The sequence below is a fragment of the Treponema parvum genome, from assembly GCF_017893945.1.
Taxonomy (GTDB): domain Bacteria; phylum Spirochaetota; class Spirochaetia; order Treponematales; family Treponemataceae; genus Treponema_D; species Treponema_D parvum_A.
In genome coordinates this window covers 303,087-329,283 of record NZ_CP054257.1, presented here as the reverse complement: position 1 = coordinate 329,283, position 26,197 = coordinate 303,087, and the positions used below count along the sequence as shown (strand labels likewise).

General features: G+C 44.2%; 20 protein-coding genes. 10 read left to right on the top strand and 10 right to left on the bottom strand.

Going from position 1 to position 26,197, the window contains the following annotated elements:
- Positions 1–12: 12 nt before the first annotated feature.
- From pyrB to HRI96_RS01455, 8 genes are all read right to left on the bottom strand, one after another.
- Positions 13–936 (bottom strand): aspartate carbamoyltransferase, encoded by a 924-nt coding sequence (gene pyrB / locus HRI96_RS01490; protein ID WP_210117778.1) that lies wholly within the window; start codon positions 934–936, stop codon positions 13–15.
- Between the two features lie 150 nt (positions 937–1,086).
- Positions 1,087–2,316: an enoyl-ACP reductase FabV gene (gene fabV, locus HRI96_RS01485; protein WP_210117777.1), complete on the bottom strand. Its 1,230-nt coding sequence runs from the start codon at positions 2,314–2,316 to the stop codon at positions 1,087–1,089.
- 155 nt (positions 2,317–2,471) lie between these two features.
- Positions 2,472–2,624, bottom strand: a complete 153-nt coding sequence (locus HRI96_RS01480; RefSeq protein ID WP_210117776.1) for a hypothetical protein — start codon at positions 2,622–2,624, stop codon at positions 2,472–2,474.
- Positions 2,614–3,210: a TetR/AcrR family transcriptional regulator gene (locus HRI96_RS01475; RefSeq protein ID WP_210117775.1), complete on the bottom strand. Its 597-nt coding sequence runs from the start codon at positions 3,208–3,210 to the stop codon at positions 2,614–2,616. Before HRI96_RS01475 ends, HRI96_RS01480 begins: the two co-directional genes overlap by 11 nt.
- Positions 3,194–4,387: a THUMP domain-containing class I SAM-dependent RNA methyltransferase gene (locus HRI96_RS01470; RefSeq protein WP_210117774.1), complete on the bottom strand. Its 1,194-nt coding sequence runs from the start codon at positions 4,385–4,387 to the stop codon at positions 3,194–3,196. Before HRI96_RS01470 ends, HRI96_RS01475 begins: the two co-directional genes overlap by 17 nt.
- Before the next feature lie 124 nt (positions 4,388–4,511).
- Positions 4,512–6,344: a dihydroorotate dehydrogenase gene (locus tag HRI96_RS01465; RefSeq protein WP_210117773.1), complete on the bottom strand. Its 1,833-nt coding sequence runs from the start codon at positions 6,342–6,344 to the stop codon at positions 4,512–4,514.
- Between the two features lie 72 nt (positions 6,345–6,416).
- The gene (pyrF, locus tag HRI96_RS01460) at positions 6,417–7,346 is read right to left on the bottom strand and encodes an orotidine-5'-phosphate decarboxylase (protein ID WP_210117772.1); all 930 of its coding nucleotides are present in this window, start codon (positions 7,344–7,346) and stop codon (positions 6,417–6,419) included.
- Between the two features lie 18 nt (positions 7,347–7,364).
- Positions 7,365–9,104: an AMP-dependent synthetase/ligase gene (locus HRI96_RS01455; protein WP_210117771.1), complete on the bottom strand. Its 1,740-nt coding sequence runs from the start codon at positions 9,102–9,104 to the stop codon at positions 7,365–7,367.
- A gap of 285 nt (positions 9,105–9,389) precedes the next feature.
- On the opposite strand from HRI96_RS01455, the gene HRI96_RS01450 reads away from it, so the two are divergent.
- Positions 9,390–10,667 carry a C40 family peptidase gene (locus HRI96_RS01450; RefSeq protein ID WP_210117770.1) on the top strand — a complete coding sequence of 426 codons (1,278 nt, stop codon included), beginning with the start codon at positions 9,390–9,392 and terminating at the stop codon, positions 10,665–10,667.
- A 1-nt stretch (position 10,668) separates the two neighbouring features.
- A complete protein-coding gene (locus HRI96_RS01445; RefSeq protein WP_210117769.1) occupies positions 10,669–11,550 on the top strand; it encodes a hypothetical protein in 882 nt (293 codons plus the stop codon).
- Positions 11,551–11,712: 162 nt separating this feature from the next.
- Here the strand turns inward: HRI96_RS01445 and HRI96_RS01440 are convergent, their stop codons facing one another.
- Together HRI96_RS01440 and HRI96_RS01435 are read right to left on the bottom strand one after the other, a co-directional pair.
- Entirely contained in the window at positions 11,713–12,360 is a 648-nt protein-coding gene (locus HRI96_RS01440; RefSeq protein WP_210117768.1) for an RloB domain-containing protein, read from the bottom strand.
- Positions 12,339–13,661, bottom strand: coding sequence for an AAA family ATPase (locus HRI96_RS01435; RefSeq protein WP_210117767.1), 1,323 nt, complete (start codon positions 13,659–13,661; stop codon positions 12,339–12,341). The genes HRI96_RS01440 and HRI96_RS01435 overlap by 22 nt, the downstream gene beginning before the upstream one ends.
- 345 nt (positions 13,662–14,006) lie before the next feature.
- Here HRI96_RS01435 and HRI96_RS01430 point away from each other — a divergent pair, with 345 nt between their 5' ends.
- The 8 genes from HRI96_RS01430 (at position 14,007) to HRI96_RS01395 (ending at position 26,195) form a co-directional block, all read left to right on the top strand.
- On the top strand, positions 14,007–14,768 hold the full coding sequence (locus tag HRI96_RS01430; RefSeq protein ID WP_210117766.1) for a hypothetical protein: 762 nt from the start codon (positions 14,007–14,009) through the stop codon (positions 14,766–14,768).
- A gap of 291 nt (positions 14,769–15,059) precedes the next feature.
- Positions 15,060–15,848, top strand: a complete 789-nt coding sequence (locus HRI96_RS01425) for an Rpn family recombination-promoting nuclease/putative transposase (RefSeq protein ID WP_210118586.1) — start codon at positions 15,060–15,062, stop codon at positions 15,846–15,848.
- An 18-nt stretch (positions 15,849–15,866) separates the two neighbouring features.
- Positions 15,867–16,811, top strand: coding sequence for a DNA alkylation repair protein (locus HRI96_RS01420; protein ID WP_346267164.1), 945 nt, complete (start codon positions 15,867–15,869; stop codon positions 16,809–16,811).
- Positions 16,812–17,355: 544 nt separating this feature from the next.
- Entirely contained in the window at positions 17,356–18,639 is a 1,284-nt protein-coding gene (locus tag HRI96_RS01415; protein WP_210117765.1) for a hypothetical protein, read from the top strand.
- 596 nt (positions 18,640–19,235) lie between these two features.
- Positions 19,236–20,624, top strand: coding sequence for a glycoside hydrolase family 28 protein (locus HRI96_RS01410; protein ID WP_210117764.1), 1,389 nt, complete (start codon positions 19,236–19,238; stop codon positions 20,622–20,624).
- Between the two features lie 161 nt (positions 20,625–20,785).
- Positions 20,786–24,166: a helix-turn-helix domain-containing protein gene (locus HRI96_RS01405; RefSeq protein ID WP_210117763.1), complete on the top strand. Its 3,381-nt coding sequence runs from the start codon at positions 20,786–20,788 to the stop codon at positions 24,164–24,166.
- 134 nt (positions 24,167–24,300) lie between these two features.
- Positions 24,301–25,200 carry an ABC transporter permease gene (locus HRI96_RS01400; protein ID WP_210117762.1) on the top strand — a complete coding sequence of 300 codons (900 nt, stop codon included), beginning with the start codon at positions 24,301–24,303 and terminating at the stop codon, positions 25,198–25,200.
- A gap of 86 nt (positions 25,201–25,286) precedes the next feature.
- A complete protein-coding gene (locus HRI96_RS01395) occupies positions 25,287–26,195 on the top strand; it encodes a carbohydrate ABC transporter permease (RefSeq protein WP_210117761.1) in 909 nt (302 codons plus the stop codon).
- The last annotated feature ends 2 nt before the right edge of the window (positions 26,196–26,197 follow it).

The following is a 26,197-nucleotide window of genomic DNA, read 5'->3' as shown; positions in this document are numbered from 1 at the left end:
GCTTCAGCTCCCTTATAGACTTCCAGTAAGTTTTGCAATAAGCGCCATCCGCACAAACATTCCGTACTTAGCCTGCTTAAAATACGCAGCCCGCGTATCTCCGTCAACTTCCGCAGCGATTTCATTTACGCGCGGCAGCGGGTGAAGCACTATCATGTCCCTGCGCGCGAGTTTCATCTTTTCGTTGTCAAGAATGTAGCTGTCTTTTAACCTTATATAATCCTGTTCGTTAAAAAATCTTTCTTTTTGAACACGGGTCATATAAAGAATGTCGACATCGCCTATGGCGTCTTCGAGGCGTTCCGCGCTGCGGTATTCTATTTTTAAAGGTTCTAGGATGTTTTTCAGCATGTAATCCGGCATCTGAAGTTCTTTGGGGCTTATAAAAATAAATTTGTTTTTAGGATAGCGGCTCAATGCCTGCACCAGACTGTGTACCGTCCGCCCGAATTTAAGATCGCCGCAGAAACCTACCGTTTGGCCTTCAAGGCTGCCCTTAAGCTGCCTTACGGTAAGAAGATCCGTCAATGTCTGCGTAGGATGAAAATGTCCCCCGTCGCCCGCGTTTATCACCGGACAAGACGAATATTTGCTTGCCAAAAGAGCGGCGCCTTCTTTGGAACTTCTTATCGCAAGGACGTCCGTATAAGATGAAACCACGCGGATTGTGTCGGCAAGCGATTCTCCTTTAGTTGCCGACGAAGAAGACGCATCGGCAAAACCTTCGACGGCGCCGCCCAATCTGAGCATTGCCGCTTCAAAGGAAAGCCGTGTTCTTGTGCTCGGTTCAAAAAAAAGTGCCGCGAGAATTTTCCCGCGGCACACATCTTGAAAAGATACCGGATCAACGATAATTTGTTCGGCTAAGGAACAAATTTCATCTATTTCCGTCAAAGATAAATCGTTTGGCTCAATGAGATGCCGTCCGTTTAACATGGCCCATCCTCCGCTGAATCCGGAAAAAATCGCTAAAGATGAATTTTTTCGGATGTTTTAATTATACCACAGGCCGGCCTCTAAAAACAACTGTTGATATTAAGGATGTTTTTCTTAATGCCTCAGTCGCACACGGATGTTTTTCTTTAACTATGATATGGAATCCATGCGCGCGACGTCTTTGTCATAATCCACGCCGGCAATGTCAAAACCGTTCGTAGCAAGAAAATCATGTTTGTATCCTTCGAGGTCGCACAGCTGCGAAAGATTTTCCTGGGTCACGGCAGCCATGCGTTCGCGGCAAAGTTTTTGAACATCATCGGCAAGTTCCCAATCGTCAATTCTTATCCTATGTTCGCTGTCAGTAGGAACGTCCGAGGCGGAATTGTCCGATCCCGTATAAAGCCGCTCCGCAAAAAGCCTTTCAATCTGTTCGATACAGCCTTCGTGAGTTCCTTTTTCCTTCATCACCTTAAACAACACTGAAAGATAAAGCGATATTATGGGAATTACCGCGCTTGAGCGGGTTACAAGCCCCTTGTTTACGGAAACAAAGGCTCCGCCGCCTACAGACGATTTTAATTCCTCGTTAAGATCAAGCGCGGCCTTTTCCAGGTCGAGCTTTGCAGTTCCTATAGTTCCGTCACGGTATATCGCATGGCTGAGTTCCGGCCCTATATAAGAATAAGCTACCGTGCGGCATCCTTTTGCAAGAACGCCCGCTTGTGAAAGCTGTTTTATCCAACGGCGCCAGTCGTCGCCTCCCATAACCTTGACGGTATTGGCAATTTCTTCTTCCGTAGCGGGTTCTTCGCTAGATTCTTTAAGAGTCTGCGACATGATATCGATGTATTTTCCGCTGTAGGGTTTTCCGCGCGGTTTGATCACGGACTTGTAAAGCACCTTTGTGTCAGGATCGGTGCGCACGGGGCTTGCAAGGCTGTAAATTATAAGATCGAATTTCCGGCCGAGTTTCTTTGCTTCGCCGATAACCTGAGAACGCGTTTCGTCCGCATAGGCGTCGGCGTTTATGGTTATTGAAACAAGTCCCGCCTTTTTTGCAGCGGCGTCAAAGGCCGTATTGTTGTACCAGCCGGGAGTGCCGCCCTTTGTTTCGGTGGCTTCTTTTTCATATGAAACTCCGATCGTGTCGGCTCCGTATGCAAAGGCGCTTACTATGCGGCTGGCAAGCCCGTATCCTGTAGAACATCCCAAAACAAGGACCGTCTTGGGCCCCTTGCCGCCTTCCTTTACGTTTTTTATTCCGCGCTTCTTCTTTTGCGCTTTTACATATTCGATCTGATTTTCCGTTTCTTTTGCGCATCCGACAGGATGTGCGTTTATGCAGATATTGCTTCGTACCATCGGTTTAATGACCATAAAATCTCCTATAAAACGCGGCGTTGCAGAAAATGTAGGTTTCCGAAAATGCCGCAATTGTGCGCTTTTTGCGCAAGATTATAAAATTCCGCCGCAAGCGGAATATAAACTACCGCCTCTATTTTGCCAAAGTCTAATCATTATGACAATTTTCGTCAATATGTAAACATCGGCTTATCGCCTGAAAAATATCCGCAAACTCCTGCGCCTATTCCCTTGAGCGGATCGGCTGCAGCCACTGCGCAAACGCGGTGCGCATCTGACTGATAAAGCTCCGACGAAAGCCATGCCCTAAAATCACTGGGCAAGCAAATCGTCCACCGTAAATTTCAATATGAGCCGGGTTTCAGCCAGATCGTCCTGATTTAACACCGCAAGCCTGAAAATTGCCGATTCTATTATGCTGTAAAACAGTTCGTTTACGGATCTTACGTTTATCTTTTTAAATTCCCCGGAATTTATTCCTCTGATAATGACCTGGCTCAAAAGATGGCGCAAGTGAACTACCCTGCGGCGGACTTTTTCTCTGGGATTTCCGCCGGATTTTTTCATCTGTAAAAGATAGTCCAAAATCACGCCGAATAAGCGCTTATTGAGTTCGCAGTTTTCCATGATCATCGTGAGGATGCTCAAAAGGGCCTGAGAAGCGGGAACGGATTCGTCGGAGCACAGACGCACAAGTCCTTCTTCAAGGCCGCTCATCATCTGTTTTATGCTCCACAAAAAGATCTCACGCTTGTTTTTAAAATATATGTAAAGCGTAGTGCGGGTGATTCCGCAGCGGTCGGCGATCTTTTGAAAAGTTACGTCTTCATATCCTTCTTCGCTGAATACATCCAGCGCTTTTTCGAGGATTTCCTTTTTTCTCTTATCGTGTTCAACAACAATAGCCATTTTTATTTCTCCGGCATAAACATTCTTTAAACATGAAAAAGCGGGTGTCAAGATTTCCGGCTTTGAGTTCCTTTGAAGAAGATGCGTAAAAGCCTGAAAGTTCTTGGAATTTTTTGTTCGAAGTTATGACGCCTATCCGCCAGTTTTTAAAATCGCGAAATAAAACCGCCATATCCTTGTAAAGTTTTTCAGCCTTATCCTCGTCGCCAAGCCTTTCGCCGTAAGGCGGGTTGCACAGGATAAGTCCTTCCGGGTAGGGCGGCTGCAAATCCTTAAAATCGGATTGAACGAAATCCGGCCTAACGATTCTGGCGTCGCTTCCTATAAGCTGCAAGGCCCGCCCTACGGTAACGCAAGCATATTCGGCGTTTTTTGCTGAACGCTCTATTGCGGCAGGATCAATATCGGAACCGGTAATTCTCACTTCTACATCCGTTCGAATCTTTGCCGCTTCTTCTTTTCTGATCTGCAGAGCGCGTTTTTGATCGAAAAAGGCAAGATTTTCAATCGCAAAATTCCGTCCTAAGCCCGGTGCAACATTGTACGCGTACAAAGCAGCTTCTATAGGAATTGTTCCCGAACCGCAAAAAGGATCATGAAGAGGCGTCTTCCTGCGCCACATCATCATTTGAAGCAGAACGGCCGCCGTAGTTTCTCTTAAAGGCGCAATTCCGCCGTCGGCCCTGTAGCCCCTCTTATGAAGAGGAAGTCCCGACAGGTCAAGCAAGAGTACGGCGGTGTTTTCATCCATGTAGACTCTGATATCGGCTTTTTCGCCCGTTTCAGGTAAAACGGGAATTTTCCACACATCGCCCAATTTTTTATAAACGGCCTTTTGTACCATGGATTGAACGCTGTGTTCGGAATTCAACTTACTCTTATAAATGCGAACCTTGTCCACTACGATACGGGTATTTTTTTTAAAATAGTCCTGCCAATTTACGCTGTACGCGCCGGCAAAAAGATCGTCAAAATCTTCCGCAGGATATGCCGCCGCCTGAAGGTATACCCGGTCGGCAGTGCGCAGGCACAAATTCGAGCGGAATAAGGCGTCGTCGTCCCCCGAAAAAGAAACTCTCCCCGGAGCGTTTGAGATAAGCTTGTATCCCAGATATTTTATTTCATTGCCTAATATTCTTTCCGCTCCGACGGCACACAGCGCCACGATCGTATTCATAGAAAGGAATTTAACATTTTTACATATTATGGTCAAATGTCGAGCTTTGAAAATATCAGCCAATAATGCTGTGCGTCAGGCAAGAATATCGTCCGCTTAGCCAGAGTGTATGCCGCGGCCGAGCTTACGAGGACAACAGCGTACAGCCTCTCATTTCTTCGATATTAGCATAGCCTTTTCGCTTCATAAAAGCGCGGAGCCCGTCGATTACGCGGAGCATAGTATAAGGATCGATAAAGGTTCCCGAGCCGATTTCAACGGCGGCGGCGCCGGCCATAATAAATTCCACCGCATCCTGCCATGAAACTATTCCTCCGGCTCCGATCAGAGGAACCCTGTTTTGCGGAGGGAGTTTATTGATTTCTGAGGCAACCTCATACACATTTTTAACGGCGAGCGGACGTACGGCAGGACCGCCGACGCCCGCTTTGATCTTATCAAAAACAGGCCTTCCGTTTTCAATGTCTATCGCAATCCCTTGAAAAGAATTGCCGATGACTAGGGCGTCGGCGCCTTCTTTGATGCATGCGACGGCCACTCCGACAAGATCCGGAGCCTGCGGCGTCAATTTTACGGCGAGAGGCTTATCGGTAACGGCGCGCACAGCCCTTGTAGCCTCCGCTGCGGAAGAGCAGCTCATTCCCCATGCGGCTCCTCCTTGAGAAACGTTCGGGCATGAAATGTTAAGCTCTATCATGGGAACTTCGGTCTTATCGAGCAATTTTGCGCCTTCGATATATGTTTCAAGCGTAGAACCCGACAGGTTTGCAAGCGTCACGGGACCGAGTTTTAACATTCGGCCGAGTTCGTGCTCTATAAAATGCTTTATTCCCGGATTTTGAAGCCCCACGGAATTCATAATTCCCGACGGCGTTTCCCAAATGCGGATACCGGAATTGCCTTGACGCTCTTCAAGCGTAAGCCCCTTGGATGCAATTCCGCCGAGAGATTTTACATCGAACACGGACATGTATTCCGTTCCGAACCCGAAAGTCCCCGAAGCGGCTATGACGGGATTTATAAAACTCACTCCGGCGATATTTACAGACAGATCGGGATCCTCAGAAAGAGGTTTTCGGCGCGGCTTGACGGCGGAACTTTCAAAAATCAGGCTTTCGCCGTCAAAAACGGGGCCGTCTACGCAGCATTTTTTATATCCTTCCTTCGTCTTTATTGAACACCCAAGGCAAACTCCCATACCGCACGCCATGCGGGCTTCCATGCTGAGCCAGCATGGAACTCGGGCTTCGCCGCATATTTTTTTTACATATTCCAACATGGGATGGGGGCCGCAAGCGTAAACGGCCTCATATTTTTCAGCGATAAGTTTTTGACTGTCCAAGGCGGCGGGGAGCATTCCGGAAAGACCTTCGCTTCCGTCTTCCGTCGTAATTATCAAATCGTCGGCTTTTACGTGCTCAAGCCCATAAGATGCGCTTTTAAAACTTGCGATAAAATCATAACTTTTCGGAATAAGAGATTCCGCAAAACCCGCCACGGGAGCGATCCCTATTCCCCCGCCGATCACGCAAACCTTGTTCCGCCCTTCCGTTTTAAAACCGGGCGCAGGAAACACGTTTCCCAATGGGCCGAGCATGAGAAGAACGTCTCCCCCTTTAAGCCTGTAAAGCTCTCTCGTTCCCTCTCCTTTTTTTAAAATCAAAAACTCAATAGTAACGCTGCGGGATTTTTTTTCAACATGAAAAACGCTTATGGGTCTGGAAAGCACCTTTGCCGAATATTCCGCCCTAAGCATGTAAAACTGCCCTGGACGCGGAAAAGAAGATTCGTTTAAGCCAAGGTTAAAAGGTATTGAAACTTTTAGAGCGTACACTTCGCCGTCGGCCGAATCCGAAGGCTTTTTTTTGCAATTATTTAAATTATCCCGCCTTTCTAAGACTTTAGCCCTTGCAAATACAGGGACGGTCTTGCCGCCGCAATCAGTAGTTTCGGTCATTTTCTTATCCCCTGATGAAATTTCCGCTCCGATAAATTTCCGGTTCGATAAAACCCGGAATTTTCAGCCCCTTTAGTGTAAAAAATCCGCTTTTGCCGCAAGAAGCTCTTTTTTTGAAATTTCAGCCGCACAGACGGCGGATTTCACTATATCGTCAAGGCTTAAAGTTCCGTCGTTTCTTTGCCTTTCAAGGTTTTTGTCTTTTTTCCATGCACATAAGACAGCGCGCGAAGAATTTACCGTGCCGCCGGCGTTTTGAAGCAATGCCGCGGCGATGCGCGCAGCTCCGCCCTGCGCCCCGTATCCCGGAATCAAAAAGAAAATATCGGGATAGGCTTTTCTCAATCGGCTCGCATCGCTTTCTCCGGTACAACCTACGACGGCTCCTATGGGAAAGCAAGTTTCTTCCGGATAATCTTTTTTCCATTCGCCGCAAAGGGAAAGCAGTCCGTCTCCTACAGCGTCAAGCACGCGTTTCCCGGATTTCAGCTCTTTTTGTTCGATGTCCGCCGTACCCGGATTCGAAGTGCGCAGCAGTACAAAAACGCCCTTGCCGCCTTTTGAAGGAGAGCAATACTCGGTAAACGGCAAAAGCGTATCAAAACCCATGTAAGGATTTACCGTGATTATGTCCGTTTCAAAATCACCCGAAAAATGAGCGCGGGCGTAGGCGGCGGCAGTAGCGGCAATGTCGCCTCTTTTTACGTCCGAAATAACCGGCAAGCCGCTTTTTCTAGCCGCTTTAAGCGTTTCAGCGTAAGCGGCCAGTCCTTCAAGTCCCATAGCTTCGTAATAAGCGATCTGTATTTTAAAACAACAGGCGCTTTTTGACTGTGCGATGCCTTTTATAAGTTCCTTATTGTAAGCAAGAACTGCCTGAGCCGGACTTCTAAATCCTGATAAGACTGAAGGCGGTAAATACGACGGATCCGTGTCAAGTCCTACGCAGAGAGGCCCCAAAACCTCCGCCGATTCCTGTAAGATCTGCACCTTGTGTTTCATATTCGGCGATCCTTTAAGTCATTTTTTATAAATGCGCTTTACTTTTCGCGTCGTAGTCATTTCAAGCGGTTTTTCAAGAAGTGTTACTCTTGTAATACGCGCGTACGGCTGCAAATTCTTATTTACTTTTTCGATATATTCGTCTATCGCCTTCAGCGCAGCCTTTTCATCTTCCTTTTTATTTCGGTCGATGCCGAGCCGCTTATAAAGCTCGTCGGAAGGATAAACCAGCGCTTCAATTCTTTCATCTTTACTATTTTCATCGGAAACATACCCCTGAACGGTTATCTGTTCGATCTCGTCAAAAAGCTGAAAGGCGTCTTCTATTTCTTCAGGATAAACGTTTTTTCCTCCGCCGGTAACGATCATGTTTTTTATGCGGCCGCAAAGCATAAGATAATGTTCTTCGTCCATCCAGCCCAGATCGCCGGTCTTAAAATATCCGTCTTCCGTAAACACCTTCGCCGTTTCTTCCGGCATATTGTAATAGCCCTTCATGACCATCGGGCCTTTTACGATAACCTCTCCTACGCCGTCTTCATCTGGATCGAGAATTTTCATTTCCATATAGGGACTAAAATCTCGACCGACGCTTTCTATTTTAAAATGTTCGAGCGGATTGAGAGCTATTATGGGGGAAGTTTCGGTAAGCCCGTATCCTTGAATAAAATCTATTCCAGCGGCGTTGTACGCTTTAAAAACGCTCGCCGACAGAGGCCCCCCGCCGCAGATCGCCACACGCAGAGTATAAATATTTGCAGCCTTTAACACCGATTTAAAAAGAACCTTGCCATAATTTTTTCCGGTTAGCTTACGCAAAAGAAACGAAAAATTCATCAATAATTTCATAGCTATAGCTACGATAGGCCCTTTTGCCCTTATACCCTTGCGTATTCCGGAAAGCAATTTGTTATACAGCATGGGAACACCGAGCATTATTGTTATTTGCCCTTCCCTAAGTTCCTTCATAAGCCTCGTAACGGACATGCTCTTTCCGAAAACGATTTCTGCCCCTACGGAAATAGGATTTATAAAAGCGGCCTGCATAGTGTAACCGTGATGAATGGGAAGAAGGGCGTAAAAAATATCAGTTTCAAAGATGGCAAGGTTAGTCTGCGCAATAAAACAGTCGCTCACAAGGTTTTTATGCGTCAAAACAACGCCCTTGGGATTCCCCGTAGTTCCGGACGTAAAAAGTATTGCAGCCGTATCGTGTTCGTCCGCAGGGGGATTTTCTTCAACCTTTTTGTCAGCCTTAAGATCATAAACATAGGTGTCGCGATACTTTCTATTTAAAGAATATATTCCACACTCGGGAAAAGAAGTTTTATAAAAATCATGTTTTTCTTCGTCGCAAAAGATCATCTTAGGCTTTGACACGCGGATAAGATTTTTAACTTCGTTTTCATGCAGAGCGTAGTCAATCGGAATGATGACGGCAGAAGCCGCTTGCGCCGCCAAATACGTCACCGCCCATTCAGGGGAATTTTTCCCGGTTACGGCAACGTGATCGCCTTTTTTTATTCCGTTAGCCGTCATCCATAAAACAAGCTGTCTTATTTTTTTTGCCGCCTCGTCATAATTAAGCGTGTTCTTCGTCTCTCCCGCGCCTTCAAAATCGGTAAAACAAGGCCGTTCGGGAAAGCGCTCCGCTGAAATAAAAAAAAGCTCCGGCAAGGTGGGCCATTCTCCCGAAAATGCCTTTCCGCGCCATTTATCTAAAACCGACCAAGGTTTCCGTTCGATCAAAACCGCCATATTCACTCCTGTAAAATCGCATTGCGGACGCCTTTGACTCATCGATTCATCAAGCGCACACATTTTAGGCTGCACGCGCGCTTTGGCTCCGCATTCAATACTGCCTCTCAACAAACTGCCGCAAAAGCAGTAAGCCTCCGCCATTGCGCAATATTTTAAATTCGGATTATACGCCGCATTATTAAATTATTTTATTCTATCACAATCTTTGCGATCAGTGTAAAACTTTGCATATTTTTTTTACAATCGTTTGATATATTTGCAATAAAAACCGATAATCGAAATATGGATAAGCCGATAAAAAATAACCGCATTATTCTGTTTGTTTTTACAGTTTTTTTATGTTTGACACAAGGACCATGCGTCGCCGCCCAAACGGTTCAAGTTCAGGATGAGGGAACGATCGACGCAGCGCAGACGATTCAGGCACAGGCGACTCAGGCCTCTCAGGCAAGCCGCCCGATTTCGCAGGAACATCAAAAAGACGCAAAACAACTGCGAGAAGATATTGTAAACACGGCAAAAAAATACGTAGGGGCTCGATACGAATACGGCAAAACAGGCCCGGACAGTTTTGACTGTTCGGGTTTTATATGCACAGTGGCCTACGAAGCCGCGTCAAAAAAGCTTCCGCGCACGGCAAAAGCGCTTTATTCTTTTGTAAAAATAATTCCGCAAAACAGGCTCGAAAAAGGCGACATAGTATTTTTTAGGACAACGAGGGACGGTTCCATTTCACACGCGGGAATATACATAGGCGGAAATCAGTTTATGCATGCCGTAAGCGACGGACCCAATACGGGCGTGATCGTATCTTCCTTAAAAGAGAACACATGGAAAAACGCATACGCGGGTTCGGGAAAATTTCTTCCGAGCGCGGAAAGCGACGGCGATGAGGCCGCAGGATCCGAAAGTTCGGGCCAACCTGCGCCTTCGCCTTCCTCAGCCAGTTCACATTCCGCTGCGAGGGGGGCTTCCTCTACGGGTTCAACTTCCACCGACGGCAAAAGGCAGAGCGGCAAAAGCGGCGCAGCCGGGAACAAAAGATTAAACGAAGATTTTATAAATAATCTGATCTTTGACGCAACGTTCGGAATAGACTGGAGCCTCTTTACTTCCAGCCGGTTTTTACTTAATTTCCGCGGAGTTCCTCTTACTTTAAATGCGCGTTACGCCCCGTGGCCGCTCCAGCCGGGAATAAATACCGGCATCCGTCTTAACACGGGCGTAGGATCCGTTCAAATTCCGCTCATGTTCAGTGTTACGGCGAACGACTATCTGCGCTTCTACGCCGGCCCCGTGATCACGCTGGGAGATCCGGATCTGCCCGGCGGCAACAGAAAAATAGAAGCTTCCTTTTTTCCCGGAATGATCGGACTTTCATGGAACACTCCGAGTTTTACAACAGGAAAGATAAAAGCTTCCCTTACGCAGGACGTAGTATATTCGGTGTTCAACGCGACCGACGGTTCCGCCTTATCCTTTAAAAACAGCCTTGCTTCAGGTCTTGTGTTTTCAACCGGCGTAAGAGTAACCTTGCCTCTGTCGTCGCTTTTTAAATAGCATGAATTACTTAGTATCAATTTCGAGTTTTATAAAACACGCCGCGCTCGTCTTTTTGGGCTGTTTTTCGCTCATCTTTTTAAGCTGTTCCATAGACACGGATATTGAAATTTCATCCGTAAAAAGCGGCGGAGTAAGCGCGGAAACCGGTGCAGCAAGCCACAACGGCGGGAGCGCCGCCGTTGTGGCCGGCAACAGCGCGTCCGCAACAACCGGAGCAGGCGCCGCGGAAAGCAGCGCTCAAGCGGCCGGCTCAGGTATTGCAGGGGCAAGCGCCCAAAGAGTCCCCGAGGGCAATGCGGATTCCGCTGATATAAAATACAATTCTTCTTTGGGCCCCGCTTTAACTTCGCTCGTGAACACGCTTTTAAATGCGTCGCAGCCGAACTCCCAAGCGGCTTTTAAGCCCTCTTCCGAGGAAGCCGCGCGGCAAAGTTTTTTTGACGCCGCCGAAATACGGGAGGGGCTTAAAAAGGCGGGTTTTACCGACGTCGTGTGCCTTGCCTCAAAAGATTCTTCATTAAAAATAAATGCGAAACTTCCGTCTTTAACAACGAGTTTTCTTTTTCAAACCGTATACCGCACAAAGACGGGAATCGCTTTAAAACTTTCGCCCGAAACGCTGCAGTCTCTACTTAAAATTATGCCGCAGGATCTGCAAACATGTGCGGATCTTCTTATGGCGTCGGTTTTTACAGGCGAGGCGATGACGCAAAAAGAATACAAGGAACTCATCGGCTCCGTTTACGGCCAAGAAATCGCTTCGGAACTTGAAAGATCTTTGCTTTCAATAAAACTTACTTTTTCCGGCAAAACCGAAACCTTTACCGTTCCACTTATAGAAATTCTTACGCTGCAGAACGAAAAAATCTTTTCGCTTTAATTGTAATGCAATTTAATACATACTATTTTAAAACTGCAGTTTTAGAGGTAATTGCGGCTCATGAACCGGTAAAATGCAATGTTGTAATTCCAATAATATAGCAAGTTACAACTCGTCGACATCTCAAAAAAAATCACTAAAAGCGAGTTTTTCGAGATGTCATTATATTCCACATTCACAAAGAATCTTGTTCACTGCTATGTGAATAGACAAAGATGGATTTTTATCAAACCATTCATATCCATAAGATTTTAAAGGAGTACTTTCAGCGTGTCTCTGTTTCATTATTAATTCAGCTCCCTTTACTGCATTCTTTACGTCATTTAGCGTGATTTGTGAAAGTATCCTCGAGAAATTGTTCTCTTCTTTGTATTCTTTTAGTCCTTCAAAGTTTGTATTAAACAGATTATTTATATATGAAAGATATTGTTTTTTACTTCCTATGGAACTGAACAAATTTTTTTTATGAAGAATAATCCAAAGTTCAAAATCTATATTGGAATATCCCAATTCATATTTTATTGATTTACCAGATTTTCCAGCTGCATGCATCTCTTTTAATATATTTTCAAAACGAGCTTTGTATTCCGTATTATTATCTTCTACATCAAACACAGCCGTAATTACGCATGAGTATACTAAAGGCAACTTTTTTGCAAATTTTGATGGAGAAAGTTTCTCTGCCCGAATAATAGGATTTGCAATTCGTGTTTCTTCTGCAGAAATCAATTTTTTGAGATGTTGGAAATATAAAATTTCTGTTTCACCCTCAACAGCAAAGAAGTATTTTATATTTCTTCTTTCTCGCATTGCTTTTCCTTTATGATTTTCATAAACAAGTCTGTAAAATCAATGTCACGAATTGCACCATATTCGTCCATAAAATAATTATTCATATAATCTTTGCCCTTGCGCGCTGTAGTTCCTGTTGTTCCAAAGTCGGACAATGAATAATAGCGGCTACATTTTGATTCATCATCGCGGTCTATGAATTTTATTTCATCACGACGAAAAAGATTATTATTTAAATAAAGTGGATTATGTGTATTAAAAATAAGTTGCGCATGATTTATGTTCACTTCATCATTATGAAAAATAGTAATTATATCCATAATTGCACTAGGATGAATTGAGGAATCAAATTCATCAACAACTAACGTCAAACCTTTTCTTAATGTTTCTGCAACAAAAGGAAATATGTTTACAAATCTTATCGTTCCGTAAGATTCAAAAGCTTCGGAAGGGATAGCTTTTTTATCCGACATAACAGAATAAAGAATTGGCAGATTATCCTCTTTTTTGTTTTTTACAAAAACCAGTTTATTTGAGTTAATTCCAAATTTGGTAGCGGCTTCATTTAAATAACCGTCAACTATACTGTTAGAATCAAAAATAGGTGCTGTATATACGGCATCTGCGCGATAAACGGTTTTTAAATAATTTGTAAAATAATCGGATATAAGTTCCGCTAAAACGGAACTAACAATAGTTCTAAAACCATTCATTAAGAATAAATCATCTTTTTTTAAACTTGTTTTTAAGATTGGGAGCAAGGTTTTAAAATTCTTCGTAAAGGTTAAAATATAATACTTATACTTATCGAAAAAACTTAAATTTTCAAACTTTAATTCATTATCAATTCGATTAAAAAATATTTTGCCGTTAATTTCAAGATTTTCTTCTACAACGTTTCTGTCATAATCTTTTTCTAAGAATTTTCCTAAATCCAGGAGTATTGAATATTTTATTACTAATTCATCGTGTATAAACTTTATTGAAAAGAAAACATTCTTTTTTTCTTTTAATGTATTGTTTGGAATCAGTTCTAAAGCATAATCCGTTGCGTTTGGAGAATTTGCCGCAGCGACATTACGGATATTTCCGCGCTGAACAATTGTTTTAAAGGTCTGTAAGGCGCCAATAATATTTGTTTTCCCCGCAGCATTTGGACCATAAACAACAGCGCTTGATAATGCTTTATATTCTTTCTTACCTATTTTTTTATGAAGAATACTATAATCCAGCCCCTTCTGTTTAGGTGCTGGAACCATGGAGAATTTTACTCTATCTTTAAATGACTTATAATTCTCTACTGCAAATTCTAATAACATATTGACTTCCTAATGCGTAATATATGTTATTATCGGCAGAAAATCAAGAAAAATCAATAGAATTTTGCATAAATTATGCAAAATTCTATTGATTTTTCAATATAGAGCAGTTATATTGCATTGTAGATGAGAAGTGATAAGTATCATCTTTGGAACACCGTTCCAATAAAAAAGGGCTAAAACAGTTGTAGCTGCTAATAGCCCTATAAAATTTTTCATAACTCTGAATGAGTCACAAATAATCAATCCTTACAATAAAAGTTGCAGAACGAAAAAATCTTTTCTATTTAATAATTTTTTGAAACCTCTTGAGAATGTCATTGTTATTAAAGTATTATGATCCGTATGAAAACTTCAAAAACGACCGCTTTCGCGGCAATTTTTACGCTTTTTGCGTTTTTAGCGCCGGCGAAAATTTTATCCCAAACTCCATCTATAATGGAAGAAAAAGCCGATCTGTACGAAGCAACCGATTTAACAGAGCTTAAAGAAAAGCAGCTGCAAAAAAGACCGCAAAAAAACGCCGCCTCCTTTGTTGTAGACGATACGCCGATTCAACTAGGAGAAGGCTCTGTCTTTGAATACAACTTGTTAAACACGGACGTACAGCAAAACAGCGTGAGTTATATGTACTACCCAAAAAACGACGCCGTTGTTTTAAAAATTTCAAACACCCTTGCAAAATATTTTTTACTGTTCGACGCCAACGACCGCGCCGTGTGCCGAGCCGCATACAAGCAATATCTGGAAGATTTTTCGGCAAAAGTTTTAATAAATAAGCCTAATAAAACTCACAATATTTACGGAGAATTTACAGGCGAATACCGCACCGGCTTAATCGGAACGGCAACGATCACCAAACCCAAAGTTACCGTAGGTTATCGCTTCATAAAAAAATCCCCGTATTTTACACTTACGTTTTGGCCTGCAGCTCCGGAACCGGTCGTCAGCGGCATAGATGTCAATAAACCCGTCAATTCGGACAAGATGACATTTCTTATGACAAAAAAACAGGCCGGCGAACTTGTAAAATATATGGACGAAGATTTTATAAACGGCATACGGCAAGAAAACGTTCTTCCTATAGAGAGCGCAGATAAGTATTAAGAACAATCCGTACCGTCTTACGGTATCATATTCTTTATTTCAGGCGGAATATATCTGGACTGTTTTGCAGCATTGATAATCCGTTTAAGAATTCCGGAGTCTATACCGCGTGCTTCTATACATAAAAATGTAAAACCTCTCACAAAATCACTGCAAATATGTTAAAAAATATGGTAAAATAGAAATGAGGATGCCGAGTGAAGTATATGTCACAAGCGGCGCATCTCGTTTTAACATGTCTCTCTATTTTGGTAAACTGTTCTCCGCTTTTTAGGGAGGTACACGATGCCTATGTATAAAAGCTTCGATGATTTAACAATTGCCGACGATTTTATGTTTTGCAAGATCATGCAGGACAAGGCAATCTGCAAAGAGTTTCTCGAAATGGTCTTGGCAGATAAAATCGGGAAAATCGCTTACCTGTCGTCTCAAGATGCCTTTGTTACCGGCTCCGAATCAAAATCAGTGCGTCTGGATATCATCGTAAAAGATGAAACAGGTAAATCATACGACATCGAAATGCAGGTGGCGAACGAGTACAATCTTCCGAAACGCATGCGGTACTATCAGGCCGCAATAGACATCGCATTCTTGGATAAGGGCTCTCACTATAAAGCATTAAACGATTGCTACATTATTTTCATTTGTCTTTTTGATGCAATAGGAAAGGGCAAGCCTCTTTACACTTTTGAAAACGTCTGCCTCGAAGATAAAAAAACTCTCTTACAGGACGGGACGAAAAAGATTATAATCAATGCGGAAGCGTTTAGAAAAGCCGAGGACAAAGAACTCAAAGGCTTTTTGGAGTATGTTAAGACAGGAACGGCGAATACGGAATATACCGGGAGGATAGAAACTATGATACAAGCAGTAAAGAATAACGAACAGGCGCGGCAGGAATACCGCTTTATGTCAGGATTTGAGATGGATGCACGTGAAGAAGGCAGAAGCGAAGGCTTTTCCGACGGGGCGCGCCAAGCAAAACTTGAAACGGCCAAGGCTTTTAAGCATCTTGGCATTGATATCGCTAAAATAGCCGAAGGAACCGGCCTTTCCGTTGAAGAAATCGAAAAGCTTTAGAAATGAACGGAGATGAACATGCCATTTTCTGAATATGACTACGATGCGGCTCCCGCCCATACCGCGCGGCATATCTCCATGCAGGAGCCGCCTGCGCTGAACCGCCGTACAGATGCCCCGCGCCCCGCCGCAAACCGCCCGCCGCACAATGACCCTAGCCCTACCTCGCGTCTCCCCGGCCTGCAGTCGCCGCCGGACAAAAAGCCGTCGTCTGCCGTAATGATTCACAGCGCCCCCGGCACCGCCGCCATGGACGCCGGCAAAATATGTGAAAGCGAAGTGCAAAAAAAACTTTTTGCACTTCAGGATGAAAAATACAAGGCTTTTAACGCAAAACTTGTGCCTACGGTCGACCCCGAAACGATGATAGGCATACGCACGCCCGCCTTACGCAAATTTGCAAAAGAATTCGCCAAAAGCCCCCAAAGTCTTTCCTTTATTAAAATTCTTCCGCACAAATATTTCGAAGAAAACAACCTTCACGGCTTTATAATTGAAACATTTAACGATTACGACCGAATAATCGCCGCTCTGGATGATTTTTTGCCCTACGTAGACAACTGGGCTACCTGTGACAGCATAAATCCTAAGGCCTTGGGCAACCATCTTGAAAAACTTCTCCATAAAATAGAACAATGGATTTTGTCGGATCACACATACACCGTGCGCTTCGCTCTGGGAATGCTCATGCGCTTTTATCTTTCCGACGGCGTGTTTTGCGAAAAATACTTAAAAATCGCCGCTTCGGTGCGCTCAAACGAATATTACGTAAACATGATGCAGGCGTGGTTTTTTGCGACTGCTCTCACAAAACAGTACCTGCCTTCCGTAGTTTATCTGGAACAAAAAAAACTTGACGTTTGGACGCACAACAAAGCCATACAAAAAGCGTTGGAAAGCTTCCGCATCCCCGGCGACAAAAAAAAATATTTAAAAACCCTAAAAATCAGCCGGGAAAACTAAGCCCGCCGGAAACCTTAGAACTCGTCGAAAGATTTAAAATCCTGCCGACAAACTTAGCCCCGCCGATAAACCTGAAATTTACCCGCGCAAGCAAAGACCGAGCGATTAAAAGCCGGAATTTCGAGTTTCTTTAATTTTAGGGCGGCTTTTTGCGGCTTTTTCTATGAGCGCGAGTTTGTAAAGCAAACTCGTTGAGGTCAGTTTGCCGACCGACGCCTTTCGGGGTTATGCTGGCGCTTCATTGGCGGCAAGCCGCAAAAAACGGGTCTTACGGGGCTCCGGCTTTCGCCTCCGAACAAACGCCATGCGTTTGTTTTCGCTTCGCTCACCCCTCCACCCCCTGCCGCAGTCGCACATGGATGTGCGACCTACAAACCAAGCCGACTGCGTAAACCCCGACATTAAAGGCTAAAAACCTTTTAAAAACGCATTTTTTTTGAAAAAAATTTGACATATACTCTCTTATAAGATAAAATAGCGATATATAAAAGTTGCGGTTTTATGCTATTGAAAAAAAATAAAGCTACGCCGCACAGGAGGCTATATGAAAAAAATTATTGGGGTTGCCGTAGCAGCTTCGCTGGTTGCAGGTATGGCGTTTGCCGATGTAGCAGTCAGCCTGAATGCTCGCATGAGAGCTGATATGTACAACCAGACAAAGAACGTCGATAAGGACAAAGTTACGACAAAGTTCGATCTTGACGGTTACAAAGACGCGTCGGATACGCTGGCATTTGCAGCTAACAACGATTATGCCGGCGTCGCCCTTGACCTTACAATCAACGGTTCAAAGGTAAAGGATGAACTGGATGTAACGACGAAGTTTAATACAGGAGCCGCATTCGTCCCTAATACGGATGTTGAAACGAAAGGTACTGTAAAAGTAGGTAAGACAAAAGACGTTTCTATTGATACCTACTACGGTTATTTAAAGTTCAACGCTCTTAAATTTACCGCAGGTATTCTTGATTCCCGCTATACGAACCGCTTAAACGTATCGGCTGTAGAACACGGTCTTACCGACGGTGCCACGGCAAAATACGGTATTTCCAGCGGTCTTGTTGCCGGAGGCAAAGCAGTCGGTGAAACTTTCGGTTTTGACTTCGGAAACATGGCTAAAATTGCAGGTGGTGGAAACCTTTCTTTTATCGCCGACTACACGATCGCTGACCTTCCCGGAACATTGCTTTTGAAGGCCGCTCTTCTTGAAAACAAATACAAGGACAAAACGACAGACAAGCAGGAAGCGGGTTATGCGTTTGAAGTTGGTTACATGCAGAAAGACATGGTAAACCTCGACGTTATCTTAAAGATGCCGACAGAAGATCAGTTTGGCTTCGGCGCTTACGTAACTCCTCTCATGCTGCCCTTAAAGACAGTGGTAGGCTTTACATATATAAAAGATGATACAGCAGGATCAGCAAAAAAAGGCAGCGCATGGGCTCTCGACGGCCGCGCGGTATACCCTGTTTCGGATGCGTTGAACACCGTTCTGCAGGTAAAATACACCTCTGTTTCTCCTGACGGAGGAGACACGGAAAGCGCTCTCGAAGTTGTGGGCAGCGTATCGTACATCGTTAACGACCTTGTAACGGTACAGTGTGACGCCGGTTACTACGGCTATGACCTTGACGACAATGACAAGTCTAATGTTGGTGAAAACCTCTTTAAGATCCGCCCTGCCGCAAAATTCACAGCCGGTAAAAACGCCGCTATCACTGCGGGTCTTGAATATACCAAAGCTCTCAACACAGGCGATGCAACCGCTGCAACAGACACTCTTGATTCAAAACTTGCAATCCCTGTTATCTTGCGCGTAAAGATGTAATTTTAACTTAATTACATGATTGACCGGCCGGAAGCAAGGCTTCCGGCCGGTTTTTTTATGTGCAGGCTCTTGTGTTAGGACTTCTATGTGCGGCTTTGGCCGATTTTTATGACCGGCTTTTGTGCTAGGACTTTTGTTGTGCCGGCTTTTATCTGCGGACTTTTATGTGCAGAGTTTTGTACTTTTATGTACGGCAGGGATTACGCATGAAAAATGTATACACAGAAAAGAGAGATAATATAAAATAAAAAAGGCGGAACGCGAGGCAGCGGCAATGCCGCCGAGCCGCTCTGACCGATGGCAAGCGAACTTTTTTTGCCAAAAAGTTCGCGCAGTCCGATTCCTATTACGGTTAGCCGCGGCACTTGCAACGAGCGCGAAGCGCGAAGTTCCCCGCGCAAACGGCAGGACGGCTGCCGGGAGTGCAGCCGATTTTTTACGGTAACGGTTATTTTTTGGGAATATAGATTCTCTTGCTGAAACCCCGCCTTTTCATAGCTTTCCGATGCGGCAGAAGCATTTTTTTAACGGAATAATCCAAAAAAACAACGTCTTCATCCTTTGACAAGGCACTTATATGTGCAGATACTTAAAACATGCAGAGTATTTTTTTACATGAAACGGGCGGGAAGCCGTCGCCTTTACCCGCGGCCGCCGGCACAACGCAAAAGCAATCTTTTTTTGACAACAGCGAAGCTTTTTTTAAAGCCTTGGATATTTTAAAAAAAGCCGGCGGCGGCACGCTAAAAGTCTCAAACGGCGTATGGCACACCGGCCCTATCGAGCTTTTTTCAAACATAACGCTTTACCTTGAAGAAGGCGCCGTCATCTCGTTTATTCCCGAGCAGGAACGCTACAAGCCGGTGTACACGCGCTGGGAAGGAGCGGACTGTTTTGCAATGCATCCCTGCGTTTACATAAACGCGCAAAAAAACGTAAAGATCACGGGCAGCGGAACGATCGACGGGCAAGGTCCTGTATGGTGGCGCTCGCGCGAAGCAAAGAAAAAACAGACTTCCCCCGAAACTCAAATAGAACTTGAATTTGCAAAGCTCAATCCGGATTATAAAACACAGCCCGGAGGAGGAGGCGGACGGAATATTCAGTTTTTGCGGCCACCGCTCATTCAATTCTATAAATGTCAAAACTGTTCGATCGAAAATGTCTCCGTGTATAATTCTCCGTTTTGGACTATACATCCCGTATACTCGGACTCAATTAAAATTTCAAATGTAACGGTGCGAAACCCGGCGGAAAGAGCGCCTAATACGGACGGAATAGACATAGATTCATGCACAAACGTTACGATTACCGATTGCAGCATAAACGTGGGCGACGACGCCATCGCTATTAAGTCCGGCGCAGATGAAGACGGAATAAAAGCTGCAAAACCGTGCCGTAACATAAGGATTTCAAACTGTACCGTGTTTTCCGGTCACGGCGGAATCGTAATAGGAAGCGAAACGGCCGCCGGTATAGAAGATGTGGTAGCCGAAAACTGCGTATTTAAAAATACCGACCGCGGGATACGCATAAAGACGCGCCGAAGACGCGGAGGCGCGATAAAGAATTTAAAATTTTCAAATTTAACTATAAAGGACTGTCTTTGCCCGTTCAGCATAAATATGTATTATGTCTGCGGAGCGGATCCTAAGGATCCGTTTTTATTCAGCACGGAAAAACAAAAGATCGAAAGTTCCACTCCGTCCGTAAAGGATATATCCGTAAACGACATACGAGCTACGGGATGCAGATCTTCCGCCGGATTTATAGCGGGACTGCCGGAAGCGCCCGTTTGCGATGTGGTTTTTAACAACTGCAGCTTTGAAACCGATGAAAAAAGTTCCGAAATCCCTGGAAAATCGGACATGACGGCGGGGCTTCCCTGCGTTACGGAAAAATCTTTTAGGATCGTAAACGCAAAAAACGTTTTGTTTAAAAATACGCAAATAATCGGGCCCAAAACGCCGTTCCTTTATTCTTAAAACCGGAATACCGAAGGATCGGAGGACTGCCGCTTACCGGCGGAAACTTGCCGGCACAAAAGCGCGCCGAGTCAGTCGAGCCGAAAAATTTGCACAAAAGACGTCGCATAAAAAAATTGTCGACCTTTTTTATTTTAAACTAATGCCTTATACTTGTCTTGATGAATAAAAAACGGATCGGTTTTATTTTGGCTTCAATACACAGCGGTTCGGGCAATCAAGTGTGTTCCGAGCTTATAAAGCAGGCAGTCCGTTTTAAAACCACGTTTTACATATTCCCCGGAGGACGCTTAAAAGCAACGCAAAATTCCGAATATCTGCGTAATCCGGCCTACCGCTTGGCGAATACTAAAACCCTTGACGGGCTTGTAAGCTGGGCTTCTGCGCTGGGAGGCGCGCTCCCCCTGCAAGAGCTTATCGAATTTCATAAAAATATCGAACCCTTGCCCTTTGTTACCATTTCACAGAAAATCGAAGATCATTCCTGCGTAAATTTTGACGCATATTCGGGAATGTGTTCCCTGATCGACCATTTTTTAAAAGTACATCACATAACAAAGATCGCCTTTTTACGCGGGCCTGAAAACCATGTTTCCGCAGACGACCGCTACAGAGCTTTTTGCGACACTCTGCAAAAAGCCGGCGTTTCTGTAAAGGATTCGCCTCTTGTGTCGGATCCGTTTGAATGGAGAAGCGGCAAGGACGCAATAATCCAATTATGCGAAAAACGCCGCCTTCTTCCCGGTAAAGATTTTTCCGCCCTCGTATCTGCAAGCGATCTTATGACGTTGGACGCGATAGAATATCTTCAAAATAAAGGATATTCCTCTCCGGACGATTATCTGGCGGCGGGATTTAACGATGTTTCTAAGACAAGAAGGCTGCGCTCCGCCCTTACTACCGTTCACATGCCGTACAAGGCTATGGCAATGAATTCTTTTAAACTGATTTTAAACGAAATAACGGATGCCCCGCGCGCAAAAAAGGACGTCCTTCTTCCGGCGCCTCTTGTTGTAAGAGAATCGTGCGGCTGTCCCTCGCTGATACGACATGCTTTAACCCCGATGTCCGCCAAAGACGCTCCCCCCGAAGCGCAAGTGTCAAAAGAGGGTCTCATTGAACGGCTTTCGGAATTATTCTACCTTGACAAAACTGAAGGAAAGACTTTTTTAGAACCTATGATAAATGCGCTTTATGCAAAAAACTCACGCCTTTTTTTTAATCTTTTTGAAGAATTGCTTGAAACTTTTTACAGAGACGAAACGGACATGAGGCTTATTTACCGTGCGATCGGAATCATAAAAATATCGAAAAATATCGATCCCGATTACATCGCTTCGATCGAAAAAGACATTTTTATCGCATTGGGACAGGCCGCGGAACGTTATCAGGAAGAAACAAAATCCATGCGGGAAGAATGCAACAAGGTTCTTGACGAACTTAAATGCGAGCTTATAAGCAAACATTCTGTAAAAGAGCTTTCCGAAGCGTTGAAAAAATACCTTCCGCGTATAGGGATTCATTCCGCAGCGTCAGTCATCTATCAAAAAGAAGGCTTATCGAAGCTTTTGTCGGGCTTTTCAAAAAACAAAATTTTCGGCGAAGAAGAATTTTCTCCGGATGAAATTGTTCCTTCTCGCCTGGTTTCCGCTTTCAGTGAAGACGTTTTTATAGTCCAGCCGCTGTTTGCCGGAGGCAAGACTATAGGGCACTTTATATGCTCCGTGCCTTTTTTTGACGGCGCATTGTTCGAAGATCTTCGTTCGGTGCTAAGCAACGCATTTTCGGGTATATTTTTGTTTAATGAACTTACCGCCGCCCGTAAAGCTGCCGAAGAAGCCGAACAAGCGAAAACTAAATTTTTTGCGGCCGTAGGCAGCGATCTTTCAAACCCGCTCAGTGAAATAAAAAGCGACGCTTCACGCCTTAAAGTTTTATTAAAACAAAAAGAATTAATACCAGATCAATTAAAAAGCATCGTAGAACGGCTGGAAAAAAACATCGAGGCCCAGCAAAAAAAGACGGATCTTATCGTCGAACTTACGCGATTTCAAAGCAATGAAATCGTTTTTAATAACACTCTGTTTCATCCGGCAGCCTTATTTAAAAAAAATGCGGTGCAAGTTCTCCTGGAAAACCCGCATGAAAAAAAAGAAGCCCTCTGTGCGGCATCGGATCTTCCGGTTTTATTCGGCGATAAAGACCGAATAAGACAGGCTTTGCTTCTTATAGCCGAAAATTTTCACTTTAAATTGGAACAATGTAAATTAAAAAAAACAAGCGAAGGCCTAAAAATCGTCATGCCGCTTTCCGAAAAAGCGCTTACGGGATCAGCGGCCGATCTTCCCGGTGTTATGCTTGCAAATCAGATATTTCTCATGCAAGACTGCGAATTTTCAAAAAACAAGGATCCGTGTGAAATTCTTTTTTATTGGCCGTTTTTTTCATGTTCGCCCAGAAAGAGCAGTTTAAAAAATTTTGCCAAAAATGTTTTTGAAAATGTTCCCCGAAACGTACCAAAGAGTAGAGGACGCTACGCCGCACACGACGCTATGACGCCGGACGCTGTGGTCTTTGCACCGAACACGGCGCAGATCAATGCGACGCAGGTTTCGAACAAAATAAAAGCGGCCGCATCGCAGGAAGAAGAACCGTTTGAATGGAAATTTAGAGAAAAAACGGAAGATGAAAATCGGCGTATATATGAGATGTTTGTAAAAAAAGATTTTATGAAGCGGCCGTTTCTTTGCTATGCGGATCCTGAAGACGAGGATCTTGAAAAAAGTAACAATTTTTTGTCTTTTTTTGAACGAAAACTGAAAATAGCCGAACGCCCCGTCTTATTTATAAACTGCCCCAAAGATATGGAAAAAAAGTGGAATCTTTCTTTTACCGTTATCCGTATAAAAACGGAAGATTCTCCGAACACGCTGCCTGACATGCAAAATATAAAAAAGCAAATAGTGAAATTAAATCCGCTTCTCATCGTCATGAATGAAATAAACACGGATATGATCGATTTTATACGGAACAATCCTTCCACGGAACTTTCTCCGATAATAATCACCCCCGACAAAATAGAAGCGTCGCCCCGTATTGACGAAACGCTCGGCTTTCAAAAACTCATATTATGCAACCTGTGCGTAGCGTCTTCACGAAAATTCGGCAACAGAGTTAAGGCGCTGCTGTCGGGCGAGCATACGCTGTCGCCAAATACCGCAGGCTTTGTAAAAAAAACGCTGATATATTTTAATGCGCACGGATGCGAATATATTTCCCGGTGGAAGATTGCCGAAGCTGTTCATACGAGCGAAGATTATCTGACTAGAATTTTTCATAGGGAACTGGGGCTTTCTCCGTGGGAATATTTGAACATCTACCGGATCCATATAGCCTGCGCAAGACTTCGAAAAACCGACGAGAGCATTCTCACGATCGCCGAAAAAAGCGGATTTCAGGACCAGGCTTATTTTTGCAGGGTTTTTAAAAAAGTTACGGGAACTACACCGGGGCATTACCGCAAGGGCCTATGCGATTTTTAAAAATTCATTTCCTGACGTTATATAAGCGGAATATAAAATCGCGATAGATAATCGGAGATAAATAGTCGGAATAGTACAAAAAATTGCATTAATTATCTACGAAGCTTACTGTACAGTTTATACAGAGGTGATGTATGAGTTTTAAAGAAATAAAACGCCACAAAGACATATACATGCTTATGGCTGTCCCGCTCGTTTATTTCTTAATCTTTAAATACGTGCCGATGTTAAACGGACAAATAGCATTCAAGGACTTTAAGCCGCGTCTTGGCGTATGGAAAAGTCCTTGGGCGGGATTTAAGTATTTTACTGAATTTTTTAATTCCTATTACTTTTGGGAATTAATCCGCAACACAATAGGCTACAGCTTCGGAAAACTTTTAGTAAGCGTTCCTCTTTCAATACTGCTTGCCGTCGTGCTATTTGAATCGCACCGCAAGTTTTTGCGAAAAATCGTACAGACGCTCACATACCTGCCGCACTTTTTGTCTTGGGTAATCATATACGGAATTTTACTGTCGCTGCTCGCGCCGGGCGACGGCATTGTAAACGACGTTATAAAGTATTTCGGCGGAGAACCCATAGATTTTTTAACCAACACAAGGGCGTTCCCGTGGATCGTAATTCTTTCGGATGCGTGGAAGGAAATGGGCTGGGGCGCGATAATATTCATAGCCGCGCTCATGGGCATAGATCCTTCTTTATATGAAGCGGCCATGGTCGAAGGAACCACCGCGCTGCAAAGAACTTGGTACATAACCTTACCGTCCATACGCCCGGTAATAATTATGGTTGTCCTTTTAAAACTCGGCACCATATTGAACGCGGGGTTCAATCAGATATTTATGCTGTACAACACTTCGGTATACAGCGTTGCCGACATAATAGACACGTGGGTTTACCGGCAGGGTTTATTGGAAGGTCGCTTCGCCTTAGCCACCGCAGTGGGAATTTTTAAAGGAATAATCGGAACGTGTCTTGTTGTATTTGCAAACAGGCTTACAAAACTTACCGCCGATTCCAGCCTGTTTTAAGTTTAATTTCGGCGGCTGTACGGCTCGCCTCGTTAAACTGCGGGTTTCGGATAAAGCCGAAACATCGTCTGTTTTAGGAGATTAAAATGGCTAAAAAGAATAACCGAACGTCAAAAATACTGATGCAAATGACGGGCTCCGACAGAATATTTTACGCAGCCCTTGATGTTTTTTTGATTTTATCGCTATTGGTCATTGCGCTTCCGTTATGGAGCACGGTAACGCTCTCTTTCCGTCCCAACGATTTTATCGGCTCAAATGTTGAAGGTATGTTCCTTCCGCCGTGGAAGTGGTCGAACGCCGCATACAAAGCCTTGCTCGGAAACCGCGGATTTGCCCTCGCCTTTTTTAACAGTCTCAAAATATTGTTTTTCGGCGTAATTACGGCTCTGATTCTTACAATACCCATAGCATACGGGCTTTCGATACAGACATTGCCCGGCCGGAAATTTCTTAATATTTTCATATTGATTCCGTACCTGTTTAACATAGGCCTTATACCGCATTATTTGGTAATCACAAAATTGGGGCTTTCAAATCATCTTGCGGCAGTCTATTTTCCCGTCGCAGTTACAACCTACAACTGTCTCATAATGCGAAGTTTTTTTGAAGGGATCCCTGATTCTCTTAAAGAATCCGCACGCATAGACGGAGCGCCGGAATGGATGGTTTTGATAAGGATAATACTGCCGCTTTCAAAGCCGATTCTCATGACGATAGGATTATTTTACGGAGTTTCATACTGGAACGACTTTTTTAACGCCATGCTGTATTTGAATAAAAACGAACTGCAACCTCTTCCCATATTGCTGCGAAACATACTTCTTTCCAGCGGAATGAACGAGTATGTTGAAGTAAATGCGTTCGGCGAAGCTCCCATCGCAGCCATAAAAGCGGCTTCCGTATTTATGTCCGCAATCCCAATGGTAATTGCCTATCCGTTCATTCAAAAATACTTTACAAAGGGAACTCTTTTGGGAAGCGTCAAGGGATAAGC